Here is a 20,916-nt window from a genome sequence, read left to right as displayed (position 1 = left end):
GGCGTTTGCCGGATTTGACCGCAAATCTCACGTGTGGCGCTGGTACAAATGCCTGGAACTGAGAGCTGGCGTTCTGATGTCGTTTCTCGTTGCCTCGACGTCGCAGACAGAGCAGGTTCCGGATCGGAGCAGGTTGATGATCAACGAGTCAGTACTCCACTGGCGTTCAGACCGGTTTGAGGGCGAGCGTGATGGGGGCGCTGAGCATCATAACTATACGTTGACGCCGCCCGGCATCCGTCGGGCGCAGCACTTTCGGGGAAGTAACGATGAAGATGCGACGACTCTTGGGCGCAGGTGCCGCACTGGTACTGGCCATCAGTTCCACCTTGGCCAGCGCCGAAACCAAAACCCTGAGCATCGGTTACGTTGACGGCTGGTCCGACAGCGTCGCGACCACCCACGTGGCCGCCGAAGTGATCAAGCAGAAACTCGGTTATGACGTGAAGCTGCAAGCGGTCGCGACCGGGATCATGTGGCAAGGCGTGGCCACCGGTAAGCTCGACGCGATGCTCTCGGCCTGGCTGCCGGTGACTCACGGCGACTATTGGACGAAGAACAAGGACCAGGTGGTCGACTACGGCCCCAACTTCAAGGACGCCAAAATCGGCCTGATCGTGCCGGAGTACGTCAAGGCCAAGTCGCTCGAGGATCTGAAAACCGACGACTCCTTCAAGAAGCGCATCGTCGGCATCGACGCCGGTTCAGGCGTAATGCTCAAGACCGAACAGGCCATCAAGGATTACGACCTGACCGGTTATCAACTCAAGGCCAGTTCCGGCGCCGGCATGATTGCCGAGCTGACCCGTGCCGAGAAGAAAAATGAATCCATCGCCGTCACCGGTTGGGTGCCGCACTGGATGTTCGCCAAGTGGAAACTGCGCTTCCTGGAAGACCCGAAAGGCGTCTACGGCGCGGCTGAAACCGTGAACAGCATCGGCAGCAAGGAATTGGAGGCCAAGGCACCGGAAGTGGTCGCGTTCCTGAAGAAATTCCAATGGTCTTCGAAAGACGAGATTGGCGAAGTCATGCTGGCGATCCAGGAAGGTGCCAAGCCTGAAGCCGCCGCCAAGGACTGGGTTGCCAAGCACCCGGACCGCGTGAAGGAGTGGACCGGCAAGTAATCGGCCTGGTTTAGCTGTTCCGAAAAACCGCATGGCCGTGTGTCATGCGGTTTTTTTGTGCCCGCAATTCTGAGCGCAACGCAAACCCCTGTGGGAGCGAGCTTGCTCGCGATAGCGGTGTGTCAGCTTGCATCTACACTGACTGTGCTACCGCCATCGCGAGCAAGCTCGCTCCCACAGGGGAGGGGCTTGGTTTTTTTTGCGGAAAACTGGCAGAACCGTCATGTCGTTCTAATACTAAGGTCGTCTGGAACCTGGCCTTGAGCCGCATAGAGTAGGGCTGTTCCAATTAAATCTGTGCTGCGAGGATAAAAACAATGAACGACAGCATTTACCTCTCGATTCAAAACAGCCCGCGCTTCAAGGAGCTGGTGAGAAAACGGGAAAAGTTCGCCTGGATTCTCTCGGCGATCATGCTTGGGCTGTATTCCGGCTTCATTCTTCTGATCGCCTACGGGCCACACATTCTCGGGGCCAAGATCACGCCTGAGTCCACCATCACCTGGGGCATTCCCATCGGTGTCGGCCTGATTGTCTCGGCCTTCGTCCTGACCGCTATCTACGTACGACGCGCCAATGGCGAGTTCGACGACCTGAACAATGCGATTCTCAAGGAGGCTCAGCAATGATCCGGCGTCTACTGGCTCTATTGAGCATCGCAGCGTTCGCCCCGGGCGTCTGGGCGGCTGAAGCCCTGACCGGTGCCGTGCAGAAACAACCCCTCAACGTCGCGGCTATTCTGATGTTCGTGGCCTTCGTCGGCGCGACTTTATATATCACCTACTGGGCGTCCAAGAAAAACAACTCGGCGGCCGACTACTATGCGGCCGGCGGCAAGATCACCGGTTTCCAGAATGGCCTGGCCATTGCCGGTGACTACATGTCGGCGGCGTCCTTCCTGGGGATCTCCGCACTGGTGTTCGCCTCCGGCTACGACGGTCTGATCTACTCGATCGGCTTCCTGGTGGGCTGGCCGATCATCCTGTTCCTGATTGCTGAACGCTTGCGTAACCTGGGTAAGTACACCTTTGCCGACGTGGCGTCCTATCGCCTTGGGCAAACCCAGATCCGCAGTCTGTCCGCCTGTGGCTCGCTGGTCGTGGTGGCGTTCTACCTGATCGCGCAAATGGTCGGTGCCGGCAAGCTGATCCAGCTGCTGTTCGGCCTGGACTACCACGTTGCGGTGATCCTGGTGGGCATCCTGATGTGCCTCTACGTGTTGTTCGGCGGCATGCTGGCCACCACCTGGGTACAGATCATCAAGGCGGTGCTGTTGCTGTCGGGTGCTTCGTTCATGGCCCTGATGGTCATGAAGCACGTCAACTTCGACTTCAACATGCTGTTTGCCGAAGCGGTCAAGGTTCACCCTAAAGGTGAGGCGATCATGAGCCCTGGCGGCCTGGTGAAGGATCCGGTCTCGGCCTTCTCCCTGGGTCTGGCGCTGATGTTCGGTACCGCTGGCCTGCCGCATATCCTGATGCGCTTCTTCACCGTGAGCGACGCCAAGGAAGCGCGCAAGAGCGTGCTGTATGCCACCGGCTTCATCGGTTACTTCTACATCCTGACCTTCATCATCGGCTTCGGCGCGATCCTGCTGGTCAGCACCAACCCGGTCTTCAAGGACGCGGCAGGTGCCTTGCTCGGTGGTAACAACATGGCGGCGGTGCACCTGGCCAACGCTGTGGGCGGCAGTATCTTCCTGGGCTTCATCTCGGCGGTAGCCTTTGCCACCATCCTGGCGGTCGTCGCGGGCCTGACCCTGGCCGGTGCCTCGGCGGTGTCCCATGACCTGTATGCCAGCGTGATCAAGAAAGGCAAGGCAAACGAGAAGGACGAGATTCGCGTCTCGAAAATCACCACCATCGCCCTGGCGGTGCTGGCGATCGGCCTGGGCATCCTGTTCGAGAAGCAGAACATCGCGTTCATGGTGGGCCTGGCGTTCTCCATCGCGGCGAGCTGCAACTTCCCGGTACTGCTGCTTTCGATGTACTGGAAGAAGCTGACCACCCGTGGCGCCATGATTGGCGGCTGGCTGGGCCTGGTCAGTGCCGTGGGCCTTATGATCCTCGGCCCGACCATCTGGGTGCAGATCATGGGTCACGAGAAGGCGATCTTCCCGTATGAATACCCTGCGCTGTTCTCGATGGCCATTGCCTTCGTCGGCATCTGGTTCTTCTCCATTACCGACAAGTCGGCTGAAGGTGCAAACGAGCGGGCGCTGTTCTTCCCGCAGTTCGTGCGTTCGCAGACTGGCCTGGGGGCGAGTGGGGCGGTTAACCACTGATGCGCCAGTAAGCTGCAAGCGTTGTGTTTGAAGAAATACCCCTGTCGAGAGGCTGGGGTATTTTTTTGTGCCGGGTTTATGAGGGGGTGCAGATCTGCCGCCATTGTCGGAACGCCGCCCGGAGCGATCTCCCCCCCTGTGGGAGCGTACATAGATCCAGTGTGGGAGCGAGCTTGCTCGCGATGCGCCGGGCCTGTCACCGCAGCTTCTGGATCAGACAAAGAGGGCACAAACAAAACAGCCCCTGCTCTTATATAAGAAGCAGGGGCTGTTCGGTGCAGCTTGGGACCTATAGCAAGGCAGGTCTTACTTGCGGTCTTCCAGCTGGGTGATGTCACGCGACTCGTAGCCGGTGTACAGCTGGCGCGGGCGGCCGATCTTGTACGGGCTGGAGAGCATTTCCTTCCAGTGGGAGATCCAGCCGACGGTCCGCGCCAGGGCGAAGATCACGGTGAACATGCTGGTTGGAATGCCGATCGCCTTGAGGATGATCCCCGAGTAGAAGTCGACGTTCGGGTACAGCGAGCGCTCGATGAAGTACGGGTCGGTCAGGGCGATCTCTTCCAGGCGCATGGCCAGTTCGAGTTGCGGATCGTTCTTGATCCCCAGTTCCTTGAGCACTTCGTCGCAGGTCTGCTTCATGACGGTGGCGCGCGGGTCGCGGTTCTTGTAGACCCGGTGACCGAAGCCCATCAGCTTGAACGGATCGTTCTTGTCCTTGGCCTTGGCGATGAACTTGTCGATGTTCGAGACATCGCCGATTTCATCGAGCATGGTCAGTACCGCTTCGTTGGCACCGCCGTGGGCAGGGCCCCAGAGTGCGGCGATACCGGCGGCGATACAGGCGAACGGGTTGGCACCCGAGGAGCCGGCCAGGCGCACGGTGGACGTGGAGGCGTTCTGCTCGTGGTCGGCATGGAGGATGAAGATCCGGTCCATGGCCTTGGCGAGCACCGGGCTGATCGGTTTGATCTCGCACGGGGTGTTGAACATCATATGCAGGAAGTTCTCTGCATAGGTCAGGTCGTTGCGCGGGTACATCATGGGCTGGCCCATGGAGTACTTGTAGACCATGGCTGCCAGGGTCGGCATCTTCGCCACCAGGCGGATCGCGGAGATTTCGCGATGCTGGGGGTTATTGATGTCCAGGGAGTCGTGGTAGAAGGCCGAGAGGGCGCCGACAACGCCGCACATGACGGCCATCGGGTGGGCATCGCGACGGAAGCCGTTGAAGAAGGTCTTCAACTGCTCGTGAACCATGGTGTGGTTCTTCACGGTGCTGACGAACTGGGCCTTTTGCTCTGCGGTTGGCAGCTCGCCGTTGAGCAGCAGGTAGCAGGTTTCCAGGTAGTCCGATTTTTCAGCCAGTTGCTCGATCGGGTAGCCGCGGTGCAGCAGGATGCCGTTGTCGCCGTCGATATAGGTGATTTTCGATTCGCACGAGGCGGTCGACATGAAACCTGGGTCAAAGGTGAAACGGCCCGTGGCCGTCAGGCCCCGTACGTCGATTACATCGGGACCAACGGTGCCGGTTAAAATGGGCAGCTCGACGGGGGCTGCGCCCTCGATGATCAACTGCGCTTTTTTGTCAGCCATGTGGCCTCCTATTAATGCTTGAAATCATCAGACAGACCCCCCACGCAGGGCCCGCACCACTATAGTGAGATAAATTCGAAAGTCAATTTGCCTAAAGTCTTGCTCCAGAAGGCTTTAACCGGACTTTTTCCGCGAAATTACCTGCCGTTTACGCCTTTTGCGTCGTATGTGCAATGCGCTATTAGGGGAAGGTGAACGCGTTGTCATTAGTAGCCTAACTGTCTATACTCGGCCACCGACCGCCAGGGGCTTTTGGGCCTGCTTTCTTGGGGGTCGTCACTCCCTGGGTGGTGAGTACCTGACCAGTGCGCGCCCCAACAACTTTGCCCTGATTGTTAGGGGCTCTTCAGTGTGAAAAAAAAGCCGTGAAAAGCCAACGACCTGTAAACCTAGACCTAAGGACCATCAAACTCCCAGTCACTGCTTACACGTCCATTCTTCACCGTATTTCCGGTGTCATCCTCTTCGTCAGCCTGGCCATCATGCTTTATGCATTGGACAAGTCGCTCGATTCGGAAGAAGGCTTCGGTCAGGTGAAAGCGTGTCTGACCAGTCCGCTAGCCAAGCTAGTGATTTGGGGCATCCTGTCCGCCTTGCTGTATCACTTGGTTGCCGGTGTGCGCCACTTGATCATGGACATGGGCATCGGTGAGACGCTGGAAGGCGGCAAGCTGGGCTCGAAAATCATTATCGCCGTGTCTGCGGTGCTGATCGTTCTGGCAGGAGTCTGGATATGGTAACCAACGTCACGAACCTTTCGCGTTCGGGCCTCTATGACTGGATGGCGCAGCGTGTGTCTGCGGTCGTTCTCGCGGCTTACTTCATCTTCCTGATCGGATATGTCGTAGCAAACCCAGGCCTGGGCTACGCCCAATGGCATGAACTGTTCGCAAACAACTGGATGCGTATCTTCAGTCTGCTGGCACTTGTTGCACTGGGCGCTCACGCCTGGGTCGGCATGTGGACCATCGCGACCGACTACCTGACGCCAATGGCGTTCGGCAAGTCGGCGACTGCCGTACGTTTCCTCTTCCAGGCAGTATGCGGCGTTGCGATGTTCGCTTACTTCGTCTGGGGTGTGCAGATTCTCTGGGGTATCTGATCCATGGCTAACATTCCAACGATTTCTTTCGACGCCATCATCATTGGTGGTGGCGGTGCCGGCATGCGCGCAGCGCTGCAACTGGCACAGGGCGGTCACAAGACTGCCGTGATCACCAAGGTTTTCCCGACCCGTTCGCACACTGTTTCCGCCCAGGGCGGCATCACCTGCGCCATCGCTTCGGCCGACCCGAACGATGACTGGCGCTGGCACATGTACGATACCGTCAAGGGTTCCGACTACATCGGTGACCAGGACGCTATCGAGTACATGTGTCAGGAAGGCCCGGCTGCGGTGTTCGAGCTGGACCACATGGGCATGCCATTCTCGCGTACCGAGCAAGGTCGTATCTACCAGCGTCCGTTCGGTGGCCAGTCCAAGGACTACGGCAAGGGCGGCCAGGCTGCACGTACTTGCGCGGCGTCCGACCGTACCGGTCACGCGCTGCTGCACACCCTGTACCAGGGCAACCTGAAAGCCGGTACCACGTTCCTGAACGAGTACTACGCCGTTGACCTGGTGAAAAACCAGGACGGCGCCTTCGTCGGCGTGATCGCGATCTGCATCGAAACCGGCGAAACCACCTACATCCGCGCCAAGGCCACCGTACTGGCGACCGGCGGTGCAGGCCGTATCTACGCATCCACCACCAATGCCCTGATCAACACCGGTGACGGTGTCGGCATGGCCCTGCGTGCTGGCGTGCCGGTACAAGACATCGAAATGTGGCAGTTCCACCCGACCGGCATCGCCGGCGCCGGTGTACTGGTGACCGAAGGTTGCCGTGGTGAAGGTGGTTACCTGATCAACAAGCACGGCGAGCGTTTCATGGAGCGTTATGCTCCGAACGCCAAGGACCTTGCCGGTCGTGACGTGGTTGCCCGTTCGATGGTTAAAGAAATCATCGCTGGCAACGGTTGCGGTCCGAATGGCGACCACGTGATGCTCAAGCTCGACCACCTGGGCGAGGAAGTGCTGCACAGCCGCCTGCCAGGCATCTGCGAACTGTCCAAGACCTTCGCTCACGTCGACCCGGTCGTTGCGCCAGTTCCAGTGGTTCCAACCTGCCACTATATGATGGGCGGCGTTGCCACCAACATTCATGGCCAGGCGATCACCCAGAACGCCGAAGGCGTGGACGCAATCATCCCTGGCCTGTTCGCAGTGGGTGAAGTGGCTTGCGTATCGGTCCACGGTGCCAACCGTCTGGGCGGCAACTCGTTGCTCGACCTGGTGGTCTTCGGTCGCGCTGCCGGCCTGCACCTGGAAAAAGCGCTGTCCGACGGTATCGAATATGACGATGCCACCGACGCCAACATCGAAGCTGCCCTGGCGCGTCTGTCCGCTCTGAACGAGCGTACCGAAGGCGAAGACGTGGCGACCCTGCGTCGTGAGTTGCAAAACTGCATGCAGAACTACTTCGGTGTATTCCGTACCGGCGAATACATGCAGAAGGGTATTGCCCAGCTGGCGCAATTGCGTGAACGAATCGCCAACGTGAAGATCAACGATAAGTCGCAGGCGTTCAACACTGCCCGTATCGAAGCGCTGGAATTGCAGAACCTGCTGGAAGTGGCCGAAGCCACCGCCATCGCCGCAGAAGTGCGTAAAGAGTCCCGTGGCGCCCACGCCCGCGAAGACTTCGAAGACCGTGACGACGAAAACTGGCTGTGCCACACCTTGTACTTCCCGGGTGAAAAACGCGTCGCCAAGCGTGCCGTGAACTTCTCGCCGAAGACTGTTCCGACTTTCGAACCAAAAGTCCGGACTTATTAAGGGTGACCGCTATGTTGCAAGTCAGTGTTTATCGCTACAACCCTGATCAGGACGCTGCGCCGTTCATGCAGGACTTCCAGGTCGATACCGGTGGTAAAGACCTGATGGTGCTGGACGTGCTGGCCCTGATCAAAGAGCAGGACGAGGGTTTCTCCTATCGTCGCTCTTGCCGTGAGGGCGTTTGCGGCTCCGACGGCATGAACATCAACGGCAAGAACGGCCTGGCGTGCATCACGCCGCTGTCTGCCGTGGTCAAGGGCAACAAGCTGATCGTTCGTCCGCTGCCAGGTTTGCCGGTTATCCGTGACCTGGTCGTCGATATGAGCATCTTCTACAAGCAATACGAGAAGGTGAAGCCATTCCTGCAGAACGACACGCCGGCTCCGGCCATCGAGCGTCTGCAGACTCCTGAAGAGCGTGAGAAGCTCGACGGTCTGTACGAGTGCATCCTGTGCGCTTGCTGCTCGACCTCGTGCCCATCGTTCTGGTGGAACCCGGACAAGTTCCTGGGCCCGGCCGCCCTGCTGCAAGCGTACCGCTTCCTGGCAGACAGCCGTGACACCAAGACGTCCGAGCGTCTGGCTTCGCTGGATGACCCGTTCAGCGTATTCCGCTGCCGCGGGATCATGAACTGCGTCAACGTCTGTCCGAAAGGCCTGAACCCGACTAAGGCCATCGGTCACATTCGTAACATGCTGCTGCAAAGCGGCGTTTGATTCAGCTGCTGTACCCGTAGGACCGTTGTACCCGTAAAGGCCAGGGCGCGGGCTTCAACCCGCGTCATGGCTATAACCAGAACAGCCGCTCACAAAGCGGCAGTTCTTATTTTGAAGAAATGAGACAAGCAGGGGCATCCGGGCTGGTACCCGGACTATCAGCGTGATCCTAAGTGGCTTGTTTTAGTCGCTGCACTCGGACTTCTGCAAGTTTGCTCGGTGTTTTCGCCGGTGGTGTTCCCCTAATCGAGGGTGACCAAGCATGCAAGAAAGCGTGATGCAGCGCATGTGGAACAGTGCCCACCTTTCCGGTGGTAACGCTGCCTATGTGGAAGAGCTTTACGAGCTCTACCTGCACGACCCTAACGCTGTGCCAGAAGAATGGCGCACCTACTTTCAGAAGTTGCCGGCTGACGGTAACTCTGCCACTGATGTTTCGCACTCGACGATTCGCGATCATTTCGTGCTGCTGGCGAAGAACCAGCGCCGCGCTCAACCGGTGTCTGCCGGCAGCGTGAGCTCCGAGCACGAGAAGAAGCAAGTTGAAGTATTGCGACTGATCCAGGCCTACCGGATGCGTGGCCACCAGGCAGCCCAGCTTGACCCGCTGGGACTGTGGCAGCGTCCTGCACCTGCAGACCTGTCGATCACTCACTACGGCTTGACCAATGCCGACCTTGATACGACCTTCCGTGCCGGCGACCTGTTCATCGGCAAAGAGGAAGCGAGCCTACGCGAAATTCACGAAGCGTTGCAGCAGACATATTGCCGCACCATCGGCGCTGAATTTACGCATATCACCGATTCCGAGCAGCGCCAGTGGTTCCAGCAGCGTCTGGAAAGCGTTCGTGGCCGTCCGACGTACTCCGCCGACATCAAGAGCCACTTGCTCGAGCGCGTCACCGCCGGTGAAGGCCTGGAGAAATACCTGGGTACCAAATACCCGGGCACCAAGCGTTTCGGCCTGGAAGGCGGCGAGAGCCTGATTCCAATGCTCGATGAGCTGATCCAGCGTTCCGGTTCCTACGGCACCAAGGAAGTTGTCATCGGCATGGCCCACCGTGGCCGCCTGAACGTACTGGTCAACACCTTCGGCAAGAACCCGCGCGAGCTGTTCGACGAGTTCGAAGGCAAGAAGAAGGTCGAACTGGGTTCCGGTGACGTGAAGTACCACCAGGGCTTCTCGTCCAACGTAATGACCACAGGTGGCGAAGTACACCTGGCCATGGCCTTCAACCCGTCCCACCTGGAAATCGTTTCCCCGGTGGTCGAGGGTTCGGTCCGTGCGCGCCAGGATCGTCGCAACGATCCGACCGGCGAGAAGGTGCTGCCGATCTCCATCCACGGTGACGCGGCATTCGCCGGTCAAGGCGTGGTCATGGAAACCTTCCAGATGTCGCAGACCCGCGGTTTCAAGACCGGCGGTACCGTGCACATCGTGATCAACAACCAGGTCGGTTTCACCATCAGCAACCCGGAAGACTCGCGCTCTACCGAGTACGCAACCGACGTTGCGAAAATGATCCAGGCGCCGATTCTCCATGTGAATGGCGATGACCCGGAAGCCGTGCTGTTCGTGACCCAGTTGGCCATCGACTACCGCATGCAGTACAAGCGCGACGTGGTGATCGACCTGGTCTGCTACCGTCGTCGCGGCCACAACGAGGCCGACGAGCCAAGCGGTACTCAACCGCTGATGTACCAGCAGATCGCCAAGCAGCGCACCACCCGTGAGCTGTATGCCGAGCGCCTGACCCAGGGCGGTGTGCTGGATGCAGCGCGCGTCCAGGAAAAAGTCGATGAATATCGCAATGCCCTGGATAACGGCCTGCACGTTGTAAAAAGCCTGGTCAAAGAGCCGAACAAAGAGCTGTTCGTGGACTGGCGTCCGTACCTGGGCCACGCCTGGACCGCGCGTCACGACACCCGTTTTGACCTCAAGACCCTGCAGGAACTGTCCGCCAAGCTGCTGGAAATCCCGGACGGCTTCGTGGTTCAGCGCCAGGTCGCGAAAATCTACGAAGACCGGCAGAAGATGCAAGCCGGCGGCTTGCCGATCAACTGGGGTTATGCCGAAACCATGGCGTACGCGACCCTGGCATTCGAAGGTCACCCGGTGCGCATCACCGGCCAGGACGTAGGCCGCGGCACTTTCTCGCACCGCCACGCGGCGCTGCACAACCAGAAAGACGCCAGCACCTACATCCCGCTGCAACACCTGTACAAAGGCCAGCCACGTTTCGACCTGTACGATTCGCTGCTGTCCGAAGAAGCCGTCCTGGCGTTCGAATATGGCTACTCCACCACCGAGCCGAATGCGCTGGTGATCTGGGAAGCCCAGTTCGGCGACTTCGCCAACGGTGCCCAAGTGGTTGTCGACCAGTTCATCACCAGTGGCGAACACAAGTGGGGCCGTCTCTGCGGTCTGACCATGCTGTTGCCGCACGGTTATGAAGGGCAGGGGCCGGAGCACTCTTCGGCACGTCTGGAGCGTTACCTGCAGTTGTGCGCCGAGCACAACGTCCAGGTCTGCGTACCGACCACGCCGGCACAGATCTACCACCTGCTGCGTCGTCAGGTCATCCGTCCGCTGCGCAAGCCGCTGATCGTGCTGACACCCAAGTCGCTGCTGCGTCACAAACTGGCGATCTCCACGCTCGAGGATCTGGCCGAAGGCTCGTTCCAGACCGTTATTTCGGAAATCGACACCCTGGACGCGGCGAAGGTCACTCGCCTGGTCCTGTGCAGCGGCAAGGTCTACTACGACCTGCTGGAAAAACGTCGTGCCGAAGGCCGCGAAGACATCGCCATCGTGCGTATCGAGCAGCTTTACCCGTTCCCGGAAGAAGACCTGATGGAGGCCATCGCGCCTTACACCAACCTCACCCATGTGGTGTGGTGTCAGGAAGAACCGATGAACCAAGGCGCTTGGTACAGCAGCCAGCATCACCTGCGTCGCAGCATCGGCAACCATAACAAGGCCCTGGTCTTGGAGTATGCCGGCCGTGATGCTTCCGCTGCACCTGCGTGTGGTTATGCGTCGATGCACGCCGAGCAGCAGGAAAAACTGCTGCAAGATGCCTTCACTGTTTAACGCCTTCGCGCTGACTGAAACCGAATTTTAAGGACCCACAGATAATGGCTATCGAAATCAAAGCCCCGTCATTCCCGGAATCGGTTGCCGATGGCACCGTTGCCACCTGGCACAAGAAACCAGGCGAGGCCGTCAAGCGTGACGACCTGATCGTCGACATCGAGACCGACAAGGTCGTGCTGGAAGTATTGGCCGAAGCTGACGGCGTGCTGGGCGCAATCATTGCCAAGGAGGGCGATACCGTTCTGTCGAACCAGGTCCTGGGCTCGATCGAAGAAGGCGGCGCTGCTGCTGCCGCTCCAGCCGCTGCTGCACCGGCTGCCGCCCAGGCCGCCGCGCCAGCCGCCGCTGGCGAAGACGATCCAGTCGCTGCCCCTGCTGCGCGCAAGCTGGCTGAAGAGAACGGCATCAACATCGCTTCCGTTGCCGGCACCGGCAAGGGTGGTCGCGTGACCAAGGAAGACGTGGTTGCAGCCGTTGCCGCCAAGAAAGCCGCTCCAGCCGCCGCGCCAGCCAAGCCTGCCGCACCTGCCGCTGCCGCTCCGGTGTTCGCTGCCGGTGACCGCGTTGAAAAACGCGTTCCGATGACCCGCGTTCGCGCTACCGTGGCCAAGCGTCTGGTAGAAGCCCAGTCGAACATGGCGATGCTGACCACCTTCAACGAAGTCGACATGACCGAAGTCATGGCCCTGCGTTCGAAGTACAAGGATCTGTTCGAGAAGTCCCACAATGGCGTACGCCTGGGCTTCATGTCGTTCTTCGTCAAGGCTGCCACCGAAGCGCTGAAACGCTTCCCGGCCGTCAACGCGTCGATCGACGGTTCCGACATCGTCTACCACGGCTACGCCGACATCGGTGTCGCTGTTTCCAGCGACCGTGGCCTGGTGGTTCCGGTACTGCGTAACGCCGAACTGATGAGCCTGGCCGAAATCGAAGGCGGCATCGCCACCTTCGGCAAGAAGGCCCGTGACGGCAAGCTGTCCATCGAAGAGATGACCGGCGGTACGTTCACCATCACCAACGGTGGTACATTCGGTTCGATGATGTCGACCCCGATCGTCAACCCGCCGCAAGCGGCTATCCTGGGCATGCACAACATTCTGCAGCGTCCTATGGCGATCAATGGTCAAGTCGTGATTCGTCCGATGATGTACCTGGCACTGTCCTACGATCACCGCCTGATCGACGGTAAAGAAGCCGTGACGTTCCTGGTAACCATCAAGAACCTGCTTGAAGATCCGGCTCGTCTGCTGCTGGATATCTGATTTTCGCCGCGAGGGCCGGTCTGTTTTGACCGGCCTCTTGCTGAAACAACCGGTTTCGTCCCTCGACGGTCATCACAAGTGACCGTCCGGTTTGATTCGAAAAGGAATGACTCATGACTCAGAAATTCGACGTGGTAGTGATTGGTGCGGGCCCTGGCGGCTACGTAGCGGCCATCAAGGCTGCGCAACTGGGCCTTACCACTGCCTGCATCGAGAAATACACCGACAAGGAGGGCAAGCTGGCCCTCGGCGGTACTTGCCTGAACGTCGGTTGCATTCCTTCCAAGGCGCTGCTGGACAGCTCCTGGAAGTTCCACGAAGCCCAAGACGGCTTCGCGATCCACGGCATCAGCACGGGCGACGTGAAGATGGACGTGCCGGCGATGGTGGGTCGCAAGGCCAACATCGTCAAGAACCTGACCAGCGGTGTTGCCACCCTGTTCAAGGCCAACGGCGTGACTTCGATCCAAGGCCACGGCAAGCTGCTGATGGGCAAGAAAGTCGAAGTGACCAAGCCAGACGGCTCGGTTGAAGTGATCGAAGCCGAGAACGTCATCCTGGCACCAGGCTCGCGTCCGATCGACATTCCACCGGCTCCGGTCGACCAGAACGTGATCGTCGATTCCACCGGTGCCCTGGAATTCCAGACCGTGCCAAAACGCCTGGGCGTGATCGGCGCTGGCGTGATCGGCCTCGAGCTGGGTTCGGTATGGTCGCGCCTGGGTGCGCAAGTGACCGTACTGGAAGCCCTCGATACCTTCCTGATGGCCGCTGACGCTGCGGTTTCCAAGGAAGCGCTGAAAACCCTGACCAAACAGGGCCTGGACATCAAGCTGGGCGCTCGCGTGACCGGTTCGAAGGTCAACGGCGAAGAAGTCGTGGTGACCTACACCGACACCAACGGCGAACAGACCATCACCTTCGACAAGCTGATCGTCGCGGTCGGCCGTCGTCCTGTGACCACTGACCTGCTGGCTGCCGATAGCGGCGTGGAAATCGACGAGCGCGGCTTCATTGCCGTCGACGACCAGTGCGCAACCGCGGTACCGGGCGTCTTCGCCATCGGTGACGTGGTTCGCGGCATGATGCTGGCACACAAGGCATCCGAAGAAGGCATCATGGTTGTCGAGCGCATCAAGGGCCACAAAGCCCAGATGAACTACGACCTGATCCCTTCGGTTATCTACACCCACCCGGAAATCGCATGGGTTGGCAAGACCGAGCAGGCCTTGAAAGCCGAAGGCGTTGAAGTTAACGTCGGCACCTTCCCGTTCGCAGCCAGTGGCCGTGCCATGGCAGCCAACGATACCGGTGGTTTCGTGAAAGTCATCGCCGATGCCAAGACGGATCGCGTATTGGGCGTTCACGTCATTGGCCCAAGCGCTGCCGAGCTGGTACAGCAAGGCGCGATCGGCATGGAATTCGGCACCAGCGCTGAAGATCTGGGCATGATGGTCTTCTCCCATCCGACCCTGTCCGAAGCCTTGCACGAAGCGGCCCTGGCCGTAAATGGCGGCGCCATCCACGTGGCCAACCGCAAGAAGCGTTAATAGACAATAAGAAACCACGGCGGTTTGGCCCGTCGTGAGCCTTGCGAGCAAGACTCACCGCGGAATATCCGCTGGACGCAGCCTTGCGTAGCCGAACCGGTTAACCGGAACGCTACGCAAGCAGCAGTCACAGGTGGTGCGGCACCAGAACGGTGCAGCACCGAATGCGCAGTACCTAACGAAGACGGTAATAAGCATGAATCTTCACGAGTATCAGGGTAAGCAGCTGTTCGCTGAGTACGGCCTGCCAGTATCCACCGGTTACGCGGTAGACACCCCGGAAGCGGCAGCAGAAGCTTGCGACAAAATCGGCGGCAGCGAATGGGTTGTCAAAGCCCAGGTTCACGCCGGTGGTCGCGGTAAAGCGGGCGGCGTCAAGCTGGTTCGCAGCAAAGAAGACGCCAAAGCCTTCGCACAGCAGTGGCTGGGCAAGCGTCTGGTGACTTACCAGACTGACGCCAACGGTCAGCCAGTCACCAAGATCCTGGTTGAATCGTGCACTGATATCGCTAAAGAGCTGTACCTGGGCGCTGTCGTTGACCGTTCGAGCCGCCGCATCGTGTTCATGGCTTCCACCGAAGGTGGCGTGGACATCGAGAAAATCGCTCACGATACCCCTGAGAAAATCCTCAAGGCCACCATCGATCCACTGGTTGGCGCACAGCCATTCCAGGGTCGCGAGCTGGCATTCCAGCTGGGCCTGGAAGGCAAGCAGGTCACTCAATTCGCCAAGATCTTCGTAGGTCTGGCCAAGCTGTTCCAGGACCACGACCTGGCACTGCTGGAAGTGAACCCGCTGGTGATCAAGGCCGACGGCGACCTGCACTGCCTCGATGCCAAGATCAACATCGATGCCAACGCCATGTACCGTCAGCCTAAGCTGAAGACTTTCCACGATCCGTCGCAAGACGATCCGCGCGAAGCGCACGCTGCCAAGTTCGAACTGAACTACGTGGCCCTGGAAGGTAACATCGGCTGCATGGTCAACGGTGCCGGCCTGGCCATGGGTACCATGGACATCGTCAACCTGCATGGCGGCAAGCCAGCCAACTTCCTCGACGTGGGCGGTGGTGCTACCAAGGAACGCGTAACCGAAGCGTTCAAGATCATCCTGTCCGACACCAACGTCGCTGCAGTACTGGTCAACATCTTCGGCGGCATCGTTCGCTGCGACATGATTGCCGAAGGCATCATCGGCGCCGTGAAAGAAGTTGGCGTGAAAATCCCGGTTGTTGTTCGCCTTGAAGGCAACAACGCTGAGCTGGGCGCTAAAGTACTGGCAGAAAGCGGTTTGAACATCATCGCTGCTACCAGCCTGACCGACGCTGCTCAACAAGTTGTCAAAGCTGCGGAGGGCAAATAATGAGCGTCCTGATCAATAAAGACACCAAGGTTATCTGCCAGGGTATTACCGGTTCGCAAGGTAGTTTCCACACCCAGCAAGCCATCGAATACGGCACCAAGATGGTTGGCGGCGTAACACCGGGCAAGGGCGGCACCGAGCACCTGGGCCTGCCAGTGTTCAACACCGTGAAAGACGCTGTAGCTGCCACTGGCGCCACCGCCAGCGTGATCTACGTTCCAGCTCCTTTCTGCAAGGACTCCATCCTTGAAGCAGCGTTCGGCGGCATCAAGCTGATCGTCTGCATCACCGAAGGCATCCCGACCATCGACATGCTGGAAGCCAAGGTCAAGTGCGACGAGCTGGGTATCACCCTGATCGGCCCTAACTGCCCAGGCGTGATCACTCCAGGCGAATGCAAGATCGGCATCATGCCAGGTCACATTCACTTGCCAGGCAAGGTCGGTATCGTTTCCCGTTCCGGCACCCTGACCTACGAAGCTGTGAAGCAGACCACTGACGCCGGTTTCGGTCAGTCGACTTGCGTCGGCATCGGCGGTGACCCGATCCCAGGCTCGAACTTCATCGACATCCTGAAGCTGTTCCAGGAAGACCCGAAGACCGAAGCGATCGTCATGATCGGTGAGATCGGCGGTTCGGCTGAAGAAGAAGCGGCTGCCTACATCAAGGCCAACGTGACCAAGCCGGTTGTTTCCTACATCGCTGGTGTGACTGCTCCTCCGGGCAAGCGCATGGGCCATGCTGGCGCAATCATCTCTGGCGGCAAAGGTACTGCAGACGAGAAATTCGCTGCACTGCAAGACGCAGGCGTGAAAACCGTGCGTTCGCTGGCAGACATCGGCAAGGCCCTGGCTGAGCTGACTGGCTGGGAAATGAAGAAGTAAGCTTCGGCTGACCTTTTCGTTCCAGCAACAAAGGCCACCTTCGGGTGGCCTTTGTCGTTTCCGGCACTGTTGAAGCAAGGCTTTGTGAGAACAAGGCCCTGTGGGAGCAAGGCTTGCCCGCGATGCAGGCGACTCAGTTCTATCTGTCAGTTCACGCTGACGCTATCGCGGGCAAGCCTTGCTCCCACAAAGCCTTGCTCCACAGATAAAGGCCCTTACAGCAAGGGGCTTCGCAGGAAAATAGATACGTAAACGCGACACGCGAACGTCGCGCATCGGATAGTTCGCCCCTTAACAGTGCGTTCTCTCGCTAAATTCGTTAGGCTAGCAGCCATTTTTGCGACCGCTGCCCACAAGGAAGCGCCGCGCTAAACGGGTCGGTCCCATACGGATCGGCAGCATTTCCCTCACCCATAAGGGAAATCCCTCTCTAAATTCCGATTCAGTAGTGTGGTTTCCTTAATGAAAGTGTTGAAAGGCCAGGACATCCTGGCGCTTGGTTTCATGACATTTGCCCTGTTCGTCGGGGCCGGCAACATCATCTTCCCGCCTATCGTCGGTTTGCAGTCCGGACCTCATGTCTGGATGGCGGCGCTGGGCTTTTTGATCACGGCGGTCGGGCTACCGGTCATCACGGTCGTTGCACTGGCCAAGGTGGGCGGTGCGATGGACGCCTTGAGCAGCCCCATCGGCAAGCTCGCCGGTGGTGTACTGGCGGCAGTGTGCTACCTGGCCGTCGGCCCGTTGTTCGCCACGCCGCGTACCGCCACCGTTTCGTTCGAAGTCGGCCTGGCGCCGTTGACCGGTGAAAGCCCGCTGGCGCTGTTCCTCTACAGCGCAGTGTATTTCCTGCTGGTGTTTTTCATCTCGCTCTATCCGGGCCGTCTGCTGGACACCGTCGGGCGCTTCCTCGCGCCACTGAAGATCATCGCCCTGGCCGTGCTCGGCATCGCGGCGTTTGCCTTGCCCGCGGGTGATATCGGCGTGGCGACCCCCGAGTACATCGCGGCACCGTTCTCCCAAGGGTTCATCAATGGCTACCTGACCATGGATACCCTGGGCGCCTTGGTGTTCGGCATTGTCATCGTCAACGCGATCCGTTCCCGGGGCGTCGAGTCGCCGGCCTTGATCACCCGCTATGCGATCATCGCCGGGCTGATCGCCGGGGTGGGCCTGGCGCTGGTCTACGTCAGCCTGTTCCGCCTGGGTTCGGGCAGCCATGAAGTGGCCGTGGGCGCAACCAACGGCGCCGCTGTGCTGCATGCCTACGTGCAACACACCTTCGGCAGCCTGGGCAGCGGTTTCCTTGCGGTGTTGATCTCCCTGGCGTGCCTGGTGACCGCAGTCGGCCTGACCTGCGCCTGCGCCGAGTACTTCAGCCGCGTCCTGCCGCTGTCCTACAAGACCTTGGTCGTGATCCTGGCGGCTTTTTCGCTGCTGGTGTCCAACCTGGGCCTGACCAAGCTGATCGCGTTCTCGATTCCGGTCCTCACCGCGATCTATCCGCCGTGCATCGCCCTGGTGGCCCTGAGCTTCTGCAAGGACTTCTGGCACGAGCAGGGGCGCATCGTTGGCCCGGTGATGCTGGTGTCGTTCCTGTTTGGCCTGATCGATGCGCTCAAGGGGGCCGGCCTGGTGGACTGGATGCCGGCGCAACTGGCCCACCTGCCGCTGAGCGAGCAGGGCCTGGCCTGGCTGGTGCCTTCGGTGATGACCCTGGCGGTCGCGGTGGTGTGCGATCGCCTGCTGGGCAAGCGCAGCGAAGCCTTGGCTTAAGCGACAACGGGCAGATCCATCGGCAAGAACTGAAATGCCCCGTATCAATCGATACGGGGCATTTTTTTTGAGTGCAGTGTCTTTTTCCGTGGACTGTGGGAGCGAGCCTGCTCGCGATAGCGTTGGAACTGCCGACATCGAAGTGAAAGTTATACCGCTATCGCGAGCAGGCTCGCTCCCACAGGGTTCGCTGATACTATTGCCACAGATTTTGTTTCGTCACAGGAAATCGAATGTCATTCATCCAAGCCAACCTGATCCACCTGCTTGCCGCCGCCTGGTTCATCATCTGCTGGGCGGGCTACACCCGTTATGCCTCTTGGAAGGCGCGCGACACGGCGTGCCTGGCCAGCGTGATGCACCTGTACCGCGAAGACTGGATGCGCCGCATGTTGCTGCGTGAGAACCGTATCGCCGATGCCAGCGTGATCGGCAACCTGGAGCGCAATGCATCCTTCTTCGCCTCCAGCACGCTGATCATCCTGGCCGGTATCCTGACGGTACTCGGGGCATCTGATCGGGCGGTGTCGTTGCTGGCGGACATACCGATGGTGCAGCAGGCTTCCCAGGGCATGGCGGAGGTCAAGTTGCTGTGCCTGGCACTGGTGTTCGTGTATGCGTTCTTCACGTTCAGCTGGTGCATGCGCCAATACAACTTTGCGGCAGTGCTGATTGGCTCGGCGCCGATGATCGGCGAGCGCCATGTGTCGGAGCAGGAGCGCAAGGCCTTTGCGCTGAGGGCGGCGCGAGTGATCTCCATGGCCGCCAACCAGTTCAACTTCGGCCTGCGTGCCTATTACTTCGGCATGACCATGTTGGCGTGGTTCGTCAGCCCGTGGTTATTCATGCTGATGAGTGCTGGTGTGGTGTTCGTGCTGTATCAGCGCGAGTTTCACTCCGATGTGCTGGACGTGATGGTCTATACCCCCACCGAAGCGCCAGTGTCCGAGGTGGGCAAGGAAGCGGCCTGACAGGCGTCGCCGCCAAATCGCAGGCAAAAGAAAACCCGCACCAGGCGGGTTTTCTCTACTGCTAAAACCGTATCAGTTGGTTTTAGGCGCGGTAGCAGGTGCTTCCTGCTGGGCGGCGCTGTTCGATTCAGACTGAGCTTTGGCGGCTTCGGCGTTTTCTTTCGCCGCGTCGTTCACTTTATCCTGTGCTTTGTTCATGTCTTGCTGAGCTTGCTCAGCGTGTTGTTGGGCATCTTGAGCTTTGTCCTCGGATTTTTTATCGCAGGCAGCGAGGCCGAGGGAGGCGGCCAACATCAAGGCAATAGCAAAAGTCTTACGCATGGGGTGTTTCTCCTTATGGAAATAACTACTGGCCTTTTGAACGCCGCCCCTCGGATTAAGTTCCTGTTGCGTAACAGATATATAACTTTGCACTGCAATGGAACTTTGTGCATTGCGCCTGTTTTCAGGTCTCGTCACTCATTGGAGCGCTAATCGAATGGCCGAAGACCCCGTTTTTGAGCGTGCGACACGTTTTTTATCCGCACTCAGGCATTGCCAGGTGCTGGGCTTGAAGTTGCACAGTGCCAGTCGTGACGGGCTGACGGTCATCCTGCCGTTCAGCCCGCAAATCGTCGGCAATCCACTGACGGGCATCATCCACGGCGGGGCCTTGACCTCATTGATGGACACCGCGTGCGGCATGTCGACCTTATGTGTGCTGCCGCAATTCGAAGTCTGTCCCACCCTCGACCTGCGCATCGACTACATGCACGCCGCCGAGCCCCATAAGGATGTCTACGGCTTCGCGCAATGCTACCGAGTCACCCCGGACGTGATCTTCACCCGGGGTTTCGCCTATCAGGACGATCCCGAACAACCCATCGCCCATGTGGTGGGTACCTTCATGCGCCTGGGCCAGCATGCCAGGGGAATAGGGAAGGGCGGCCCGATGACCGCTGTGGGCCAGCCATGACCGATATCACTCAGGAACAACTGCGCCGCGCTTGCGAGCAGGGCGACTACGCGCTGCTGCTCGCTTCGATCCCCTATGCCCAACTCATCGGCGTCCAATGCACGCGCCAGGGCGACGACTTGTTGTTTCGCCTGCCGGCCAACAAAGACAACATTGGTAACCCTTTACTGCCGGCCATCCATGGTGGGGTCATCGCCGGTTTCATGGAACTGGCCGCTGCCGTGCATCTGTTGATCGCCACCGGCACGCCAGGCATACCGAAAATCATCGATTTTTCCCTGGATTACCTGCGCACCGGGCAGTTTCGCGACACCTATGCCAAATGCCAGGTCTGGCGCCAGGGCCGGCGGGTCGCCAACGTCGCGATCACCGCCTGGCAAGACGTCGAGGCCGAACCCATCGCCACTGCCCGGGCGCATTTCAAGATCCAGGAGCCGTCAAAACCGGATCGCCCTTGAAC

At 59.3% G+C, this 20,916-nt stretch carries 18 protein-coding genes; 16 read left to right on the top strand and 2 right to left on the bottom strand.

Annotation, left to right across the window (positions count from 1 at the left end):
* Window positions 1–269 precede the first annotated feature (269 nt).
* The 3 genes from F7R20_RS19530 to F7R20_RS19515 all read left to right on the top strand — a co-directional run bounded on the left by F7R20_RS19530 (window position 270) and on the right by F7R20_RS19515 (window position 3,408).
* Window positions 270–1,124: a glycine betaine ABC transporter substrate-binding protein gene (locus tag F7R20_RS19530; RefSeq protein ID WP_003204447.1), complete on the top strand. Its 855-nt coding sequence runs from the start codon at window positions 270–272 to the stop codon at window positions 1,122–1,124.
* 317 nt (window positions 1,125–1,441) lie between these two features.
* Complete coding sequence (locus tag F7R20_RS19520; RefSeq protein ID WP_003204445.1) at window positions 1,442–1,753, top strand: DUF485 domain-containing protein; 312 nt, start codon at window positions 1,442–1,444, stop codon at window positions 1,751–1,753.
* On the top strand, window positions 1,750–3,408 hold the full coding sequence (locus F7R20_RS19515; RefSeq protein WP_003204443.1) for a cation acetate symporter: 1,659 nt from the start codon (window positions 1,750–1,752) through the stop codon (window positions 3,406–3,408). Before F7R20_RS19520 ends, F7R20_RS19515 begins: the two co-directional genes overlap by 4 nt.
* Before the next feature lie 306 nt (window positions 3,409–3,714).
* Here the strand turns inward: F7R20_RS19515 and gltA are convergent, their stop codons facing one another.
* A complete protein-coding gene (gltA, locus tag F7R20_RS19510; protein ID WP_003204440.1) occupies window positions 3,715–5,004 on the bottom strand; it encodes a citrate synthase in 1,290 nt (429 codons plus the stop codon).
* A gap of 365 nt (window positions 5,005–5,369) precedes the next feature.
* On the opposite strand from gltA, the gene sdhC reads away from it, so the two are divergent.
* From sdhC to F7R20_RS19455, 11 genes are all read left to right on the top strand, one after another.
* Complete coding sequence (sdhC, locus tag F7R20_RS19505) at window positions 5,370–5,744, top strand: succinate dehydrogenase, cytochrome b556 subunit (protein WP_003179220.1); 375 nt, start codon at window positions 5,370–5,372, stop codon at window positions 5,742–5,744.
* On the top strand, window positions 5,738–6,106 hold the full coding sequence (gene sdhD / locus F7R20_RS19500) for a succinate dehydrogenase, hydrophobic membrane anchor protein (protein WP_003204438.1): 369 nt from the start codon (window positions 5,738–5,740) through the stop codon (window positions 6,104–6,106). The genes sdhC and sdhD overlap by 7 nt, the downstream gene beginning before the upstream one ends.
* Before the next feature lie 3 nt (window positions 6,107–6,109).
* The gene (gene sdhA, locus F7R20_RS19495) at window positions 6,110–7,882 is read left to right on the top strand and encodes a succinate dehydrogenase flavoprotein subunit (RefSeq protein WP_003204436.1); all 1,773 of its coding nucleotides are present in this window, start codon (window positions 6,110–6,112) and stop codon (window positions 7,880–7,882) included.
* Window positions 7,883–7,893: 11 nt separating this feature from the next.
* Window positions 7,894–8,598 carry a succinate dehydrogenase iron-sulfur subunit gene (locus F7R20_RS19490; protein WP_003204434.1) on the top strand — a complete coding sequence of 235 codons (705 nt, stop codon included), beginning with the start codon at window positions 7,894–7,896 and terminating at the stop codon, window positions 8,596–8,598.
* A 262-nt stretch (window positions 8,599–8,860) separates the two neighbouring features.
* Window positions 8,861–11,692 (top strand): 2-oxoglutarate dehydrogenase E1 component, encoded by a 2,832-nt coding sequence (locus tag F7R20_RS19485; RefSeq protein WP_003204433.1) that lies wholly within the window; start codon window positions 8,861–8,863, stop codon window positions 11,690–11,692.
* Between the two features lie 44 nt (window positions 11,693–11,736).
* The gene (gene odhB, locus F7R20_RS19480; RefSeq protein ID WP_003204431.1) at window positions 11,737–12,957 is read left to right on the top strand and encodes a 2-oxoglutarate dehydrogenase complex dihydrolipoyllysine-residue succinyltransferase; all 1,221 of its coding nucleotides are present in this window, start codon (window positions 11,737–11,739) and stop codon (window positions 12,955–12,957) included.
* A 113-nt stretch (window positions 12,958–13,070) separates the two neighbouring features.
* On the top strand, window positions 13,071–14,507 hold the full coding sequence (gene lpdA / locus F7R20_RS19475) for a dihydrolipoyl dehydrogenase (RefSeq protein ID WP_003204429.1): 1,437 nt from the start codon (window positions 13,071–13,073) through the stop codon (window positions 14,505–14,507).
* A 196-nt stretch (window positions 14,508–14,703) separates the two neighbouring features.
* Window positions 14,704–15,870 (top strand): ADP-forming succinate--CoA ligase subunit beta, encoded by a 1,167-nt coding sequence (sucC, locus tag F7R20_RS19470; protein ID WP_003179235.1) that lies wholly within the window; start codon window positions 14,704–14,706, stop codon window positions 15,868–15,870.
* Window positions 15,870–16,754, top strand: a complete 885-nt coding sequence (sucD, locus tag F7R20_RS19465) for a succinate--CoA ligase subunit alpha (RefSeq protein ID WP_003179236.1) — start codon at window positions 15,870–15,872, stop codon at window positions 16,752–16,754. The genes sucC and sucD overlap by 1 nt, the downstream gene beginning before the upstream one ends.
* A 462-nt stretch (window positions 16,755–17,216) precedes the next feature.
* Window positions 17,217–18,530 (top strand): branched-chain amino acid transport system II carrier protein, encoded by a 1,314-nt coding sequence (gene brnQ / locus F7R20_RS19460; RefSeq protein WP_003204426.1) that lies wholly within the window; start codon window positions 17,217–17,219, stop codon window positions 18,528–18,530.
* Window positions 18,531–18,763: 233 nt separating this feature from the next.
* Complete coding sequence (locus F7R20_RS19455) at window positions 18,764–19,501, top strand: DUF599 domain-containing protein (protein ID WP_003204424.1); 738 nt, start codon at window positions 18,764–18,766, stop codon at window positions 19,499–19,501.
* A gap of 72 nt (window positions 19,502–19,573) precedes the next feature.
* Here the strand turns inward: F7R20_RS19455 and F7R20_RS19450 are convergent, their stop codons facing one another.
* The gene (locus F7R20_RS19450) at window positions 19,574–19,822 is read right to left on the bottom strand and encodes a hypothetical protein (RefSeq protein ID WP_003204422.1); all 249 of its coding nucleotides are present in this window, start codon (window positions 19,820–19,822) and stop codon (window positions 19,574–19,576) included.
* A 157-nt stretch (window positions 19,823–19,979) separates the two neighbouring features.
* Here F7R20_RS19450 and F7R20_RS19445 point away from each other — a divergent pair, with 157 nt between their 5' ends.
* Both F7R20_RS19445 and F7R20_RS19440 read left to right on the top strand, forming a co-directional pair.
* Entirely contained in the window at window positions 19,980–20,456 is a 477-nt protein-coding gene (locus F7R20_RS19445; protein WP_003204420.1) for a PaaI family thioesterase, read from the top strand.
* Complete coding sequence (locus F7R20_RS19440) at window positions 20,453–20,914, top strand: PaaI family thioesterase (protein ID WP_003204417.1); 462 nt, start codon at window positions 20,453–20,455, stop codon at window positions 20,912–20,914. The genes F7R20_RS19445 and F7R20_RS19440 overlap by 4 nt, the downstream gene beginning before the upstream one ends.
* The last annotated feature ends 2 nt before the right edge of the window (window positions 20,915–20,916 follow it).

This window comes from Pseudomonas brassicacearum subsp. brassicacearum (assembly GCF_008801605.1).
Classification (GTDB): domain Bacteria; phylum Pseudomonadota; class Gammaproteobacteria; order Pseudomonadales; family Pseudomonadaceae; genus Aquipseudomonas; species Aquipseudomonas brassicacearum.
Note: the sequence above shows the minus strand (reverse complement) of the source record. Positions and strands in the feature narration are given on the sequence as shown.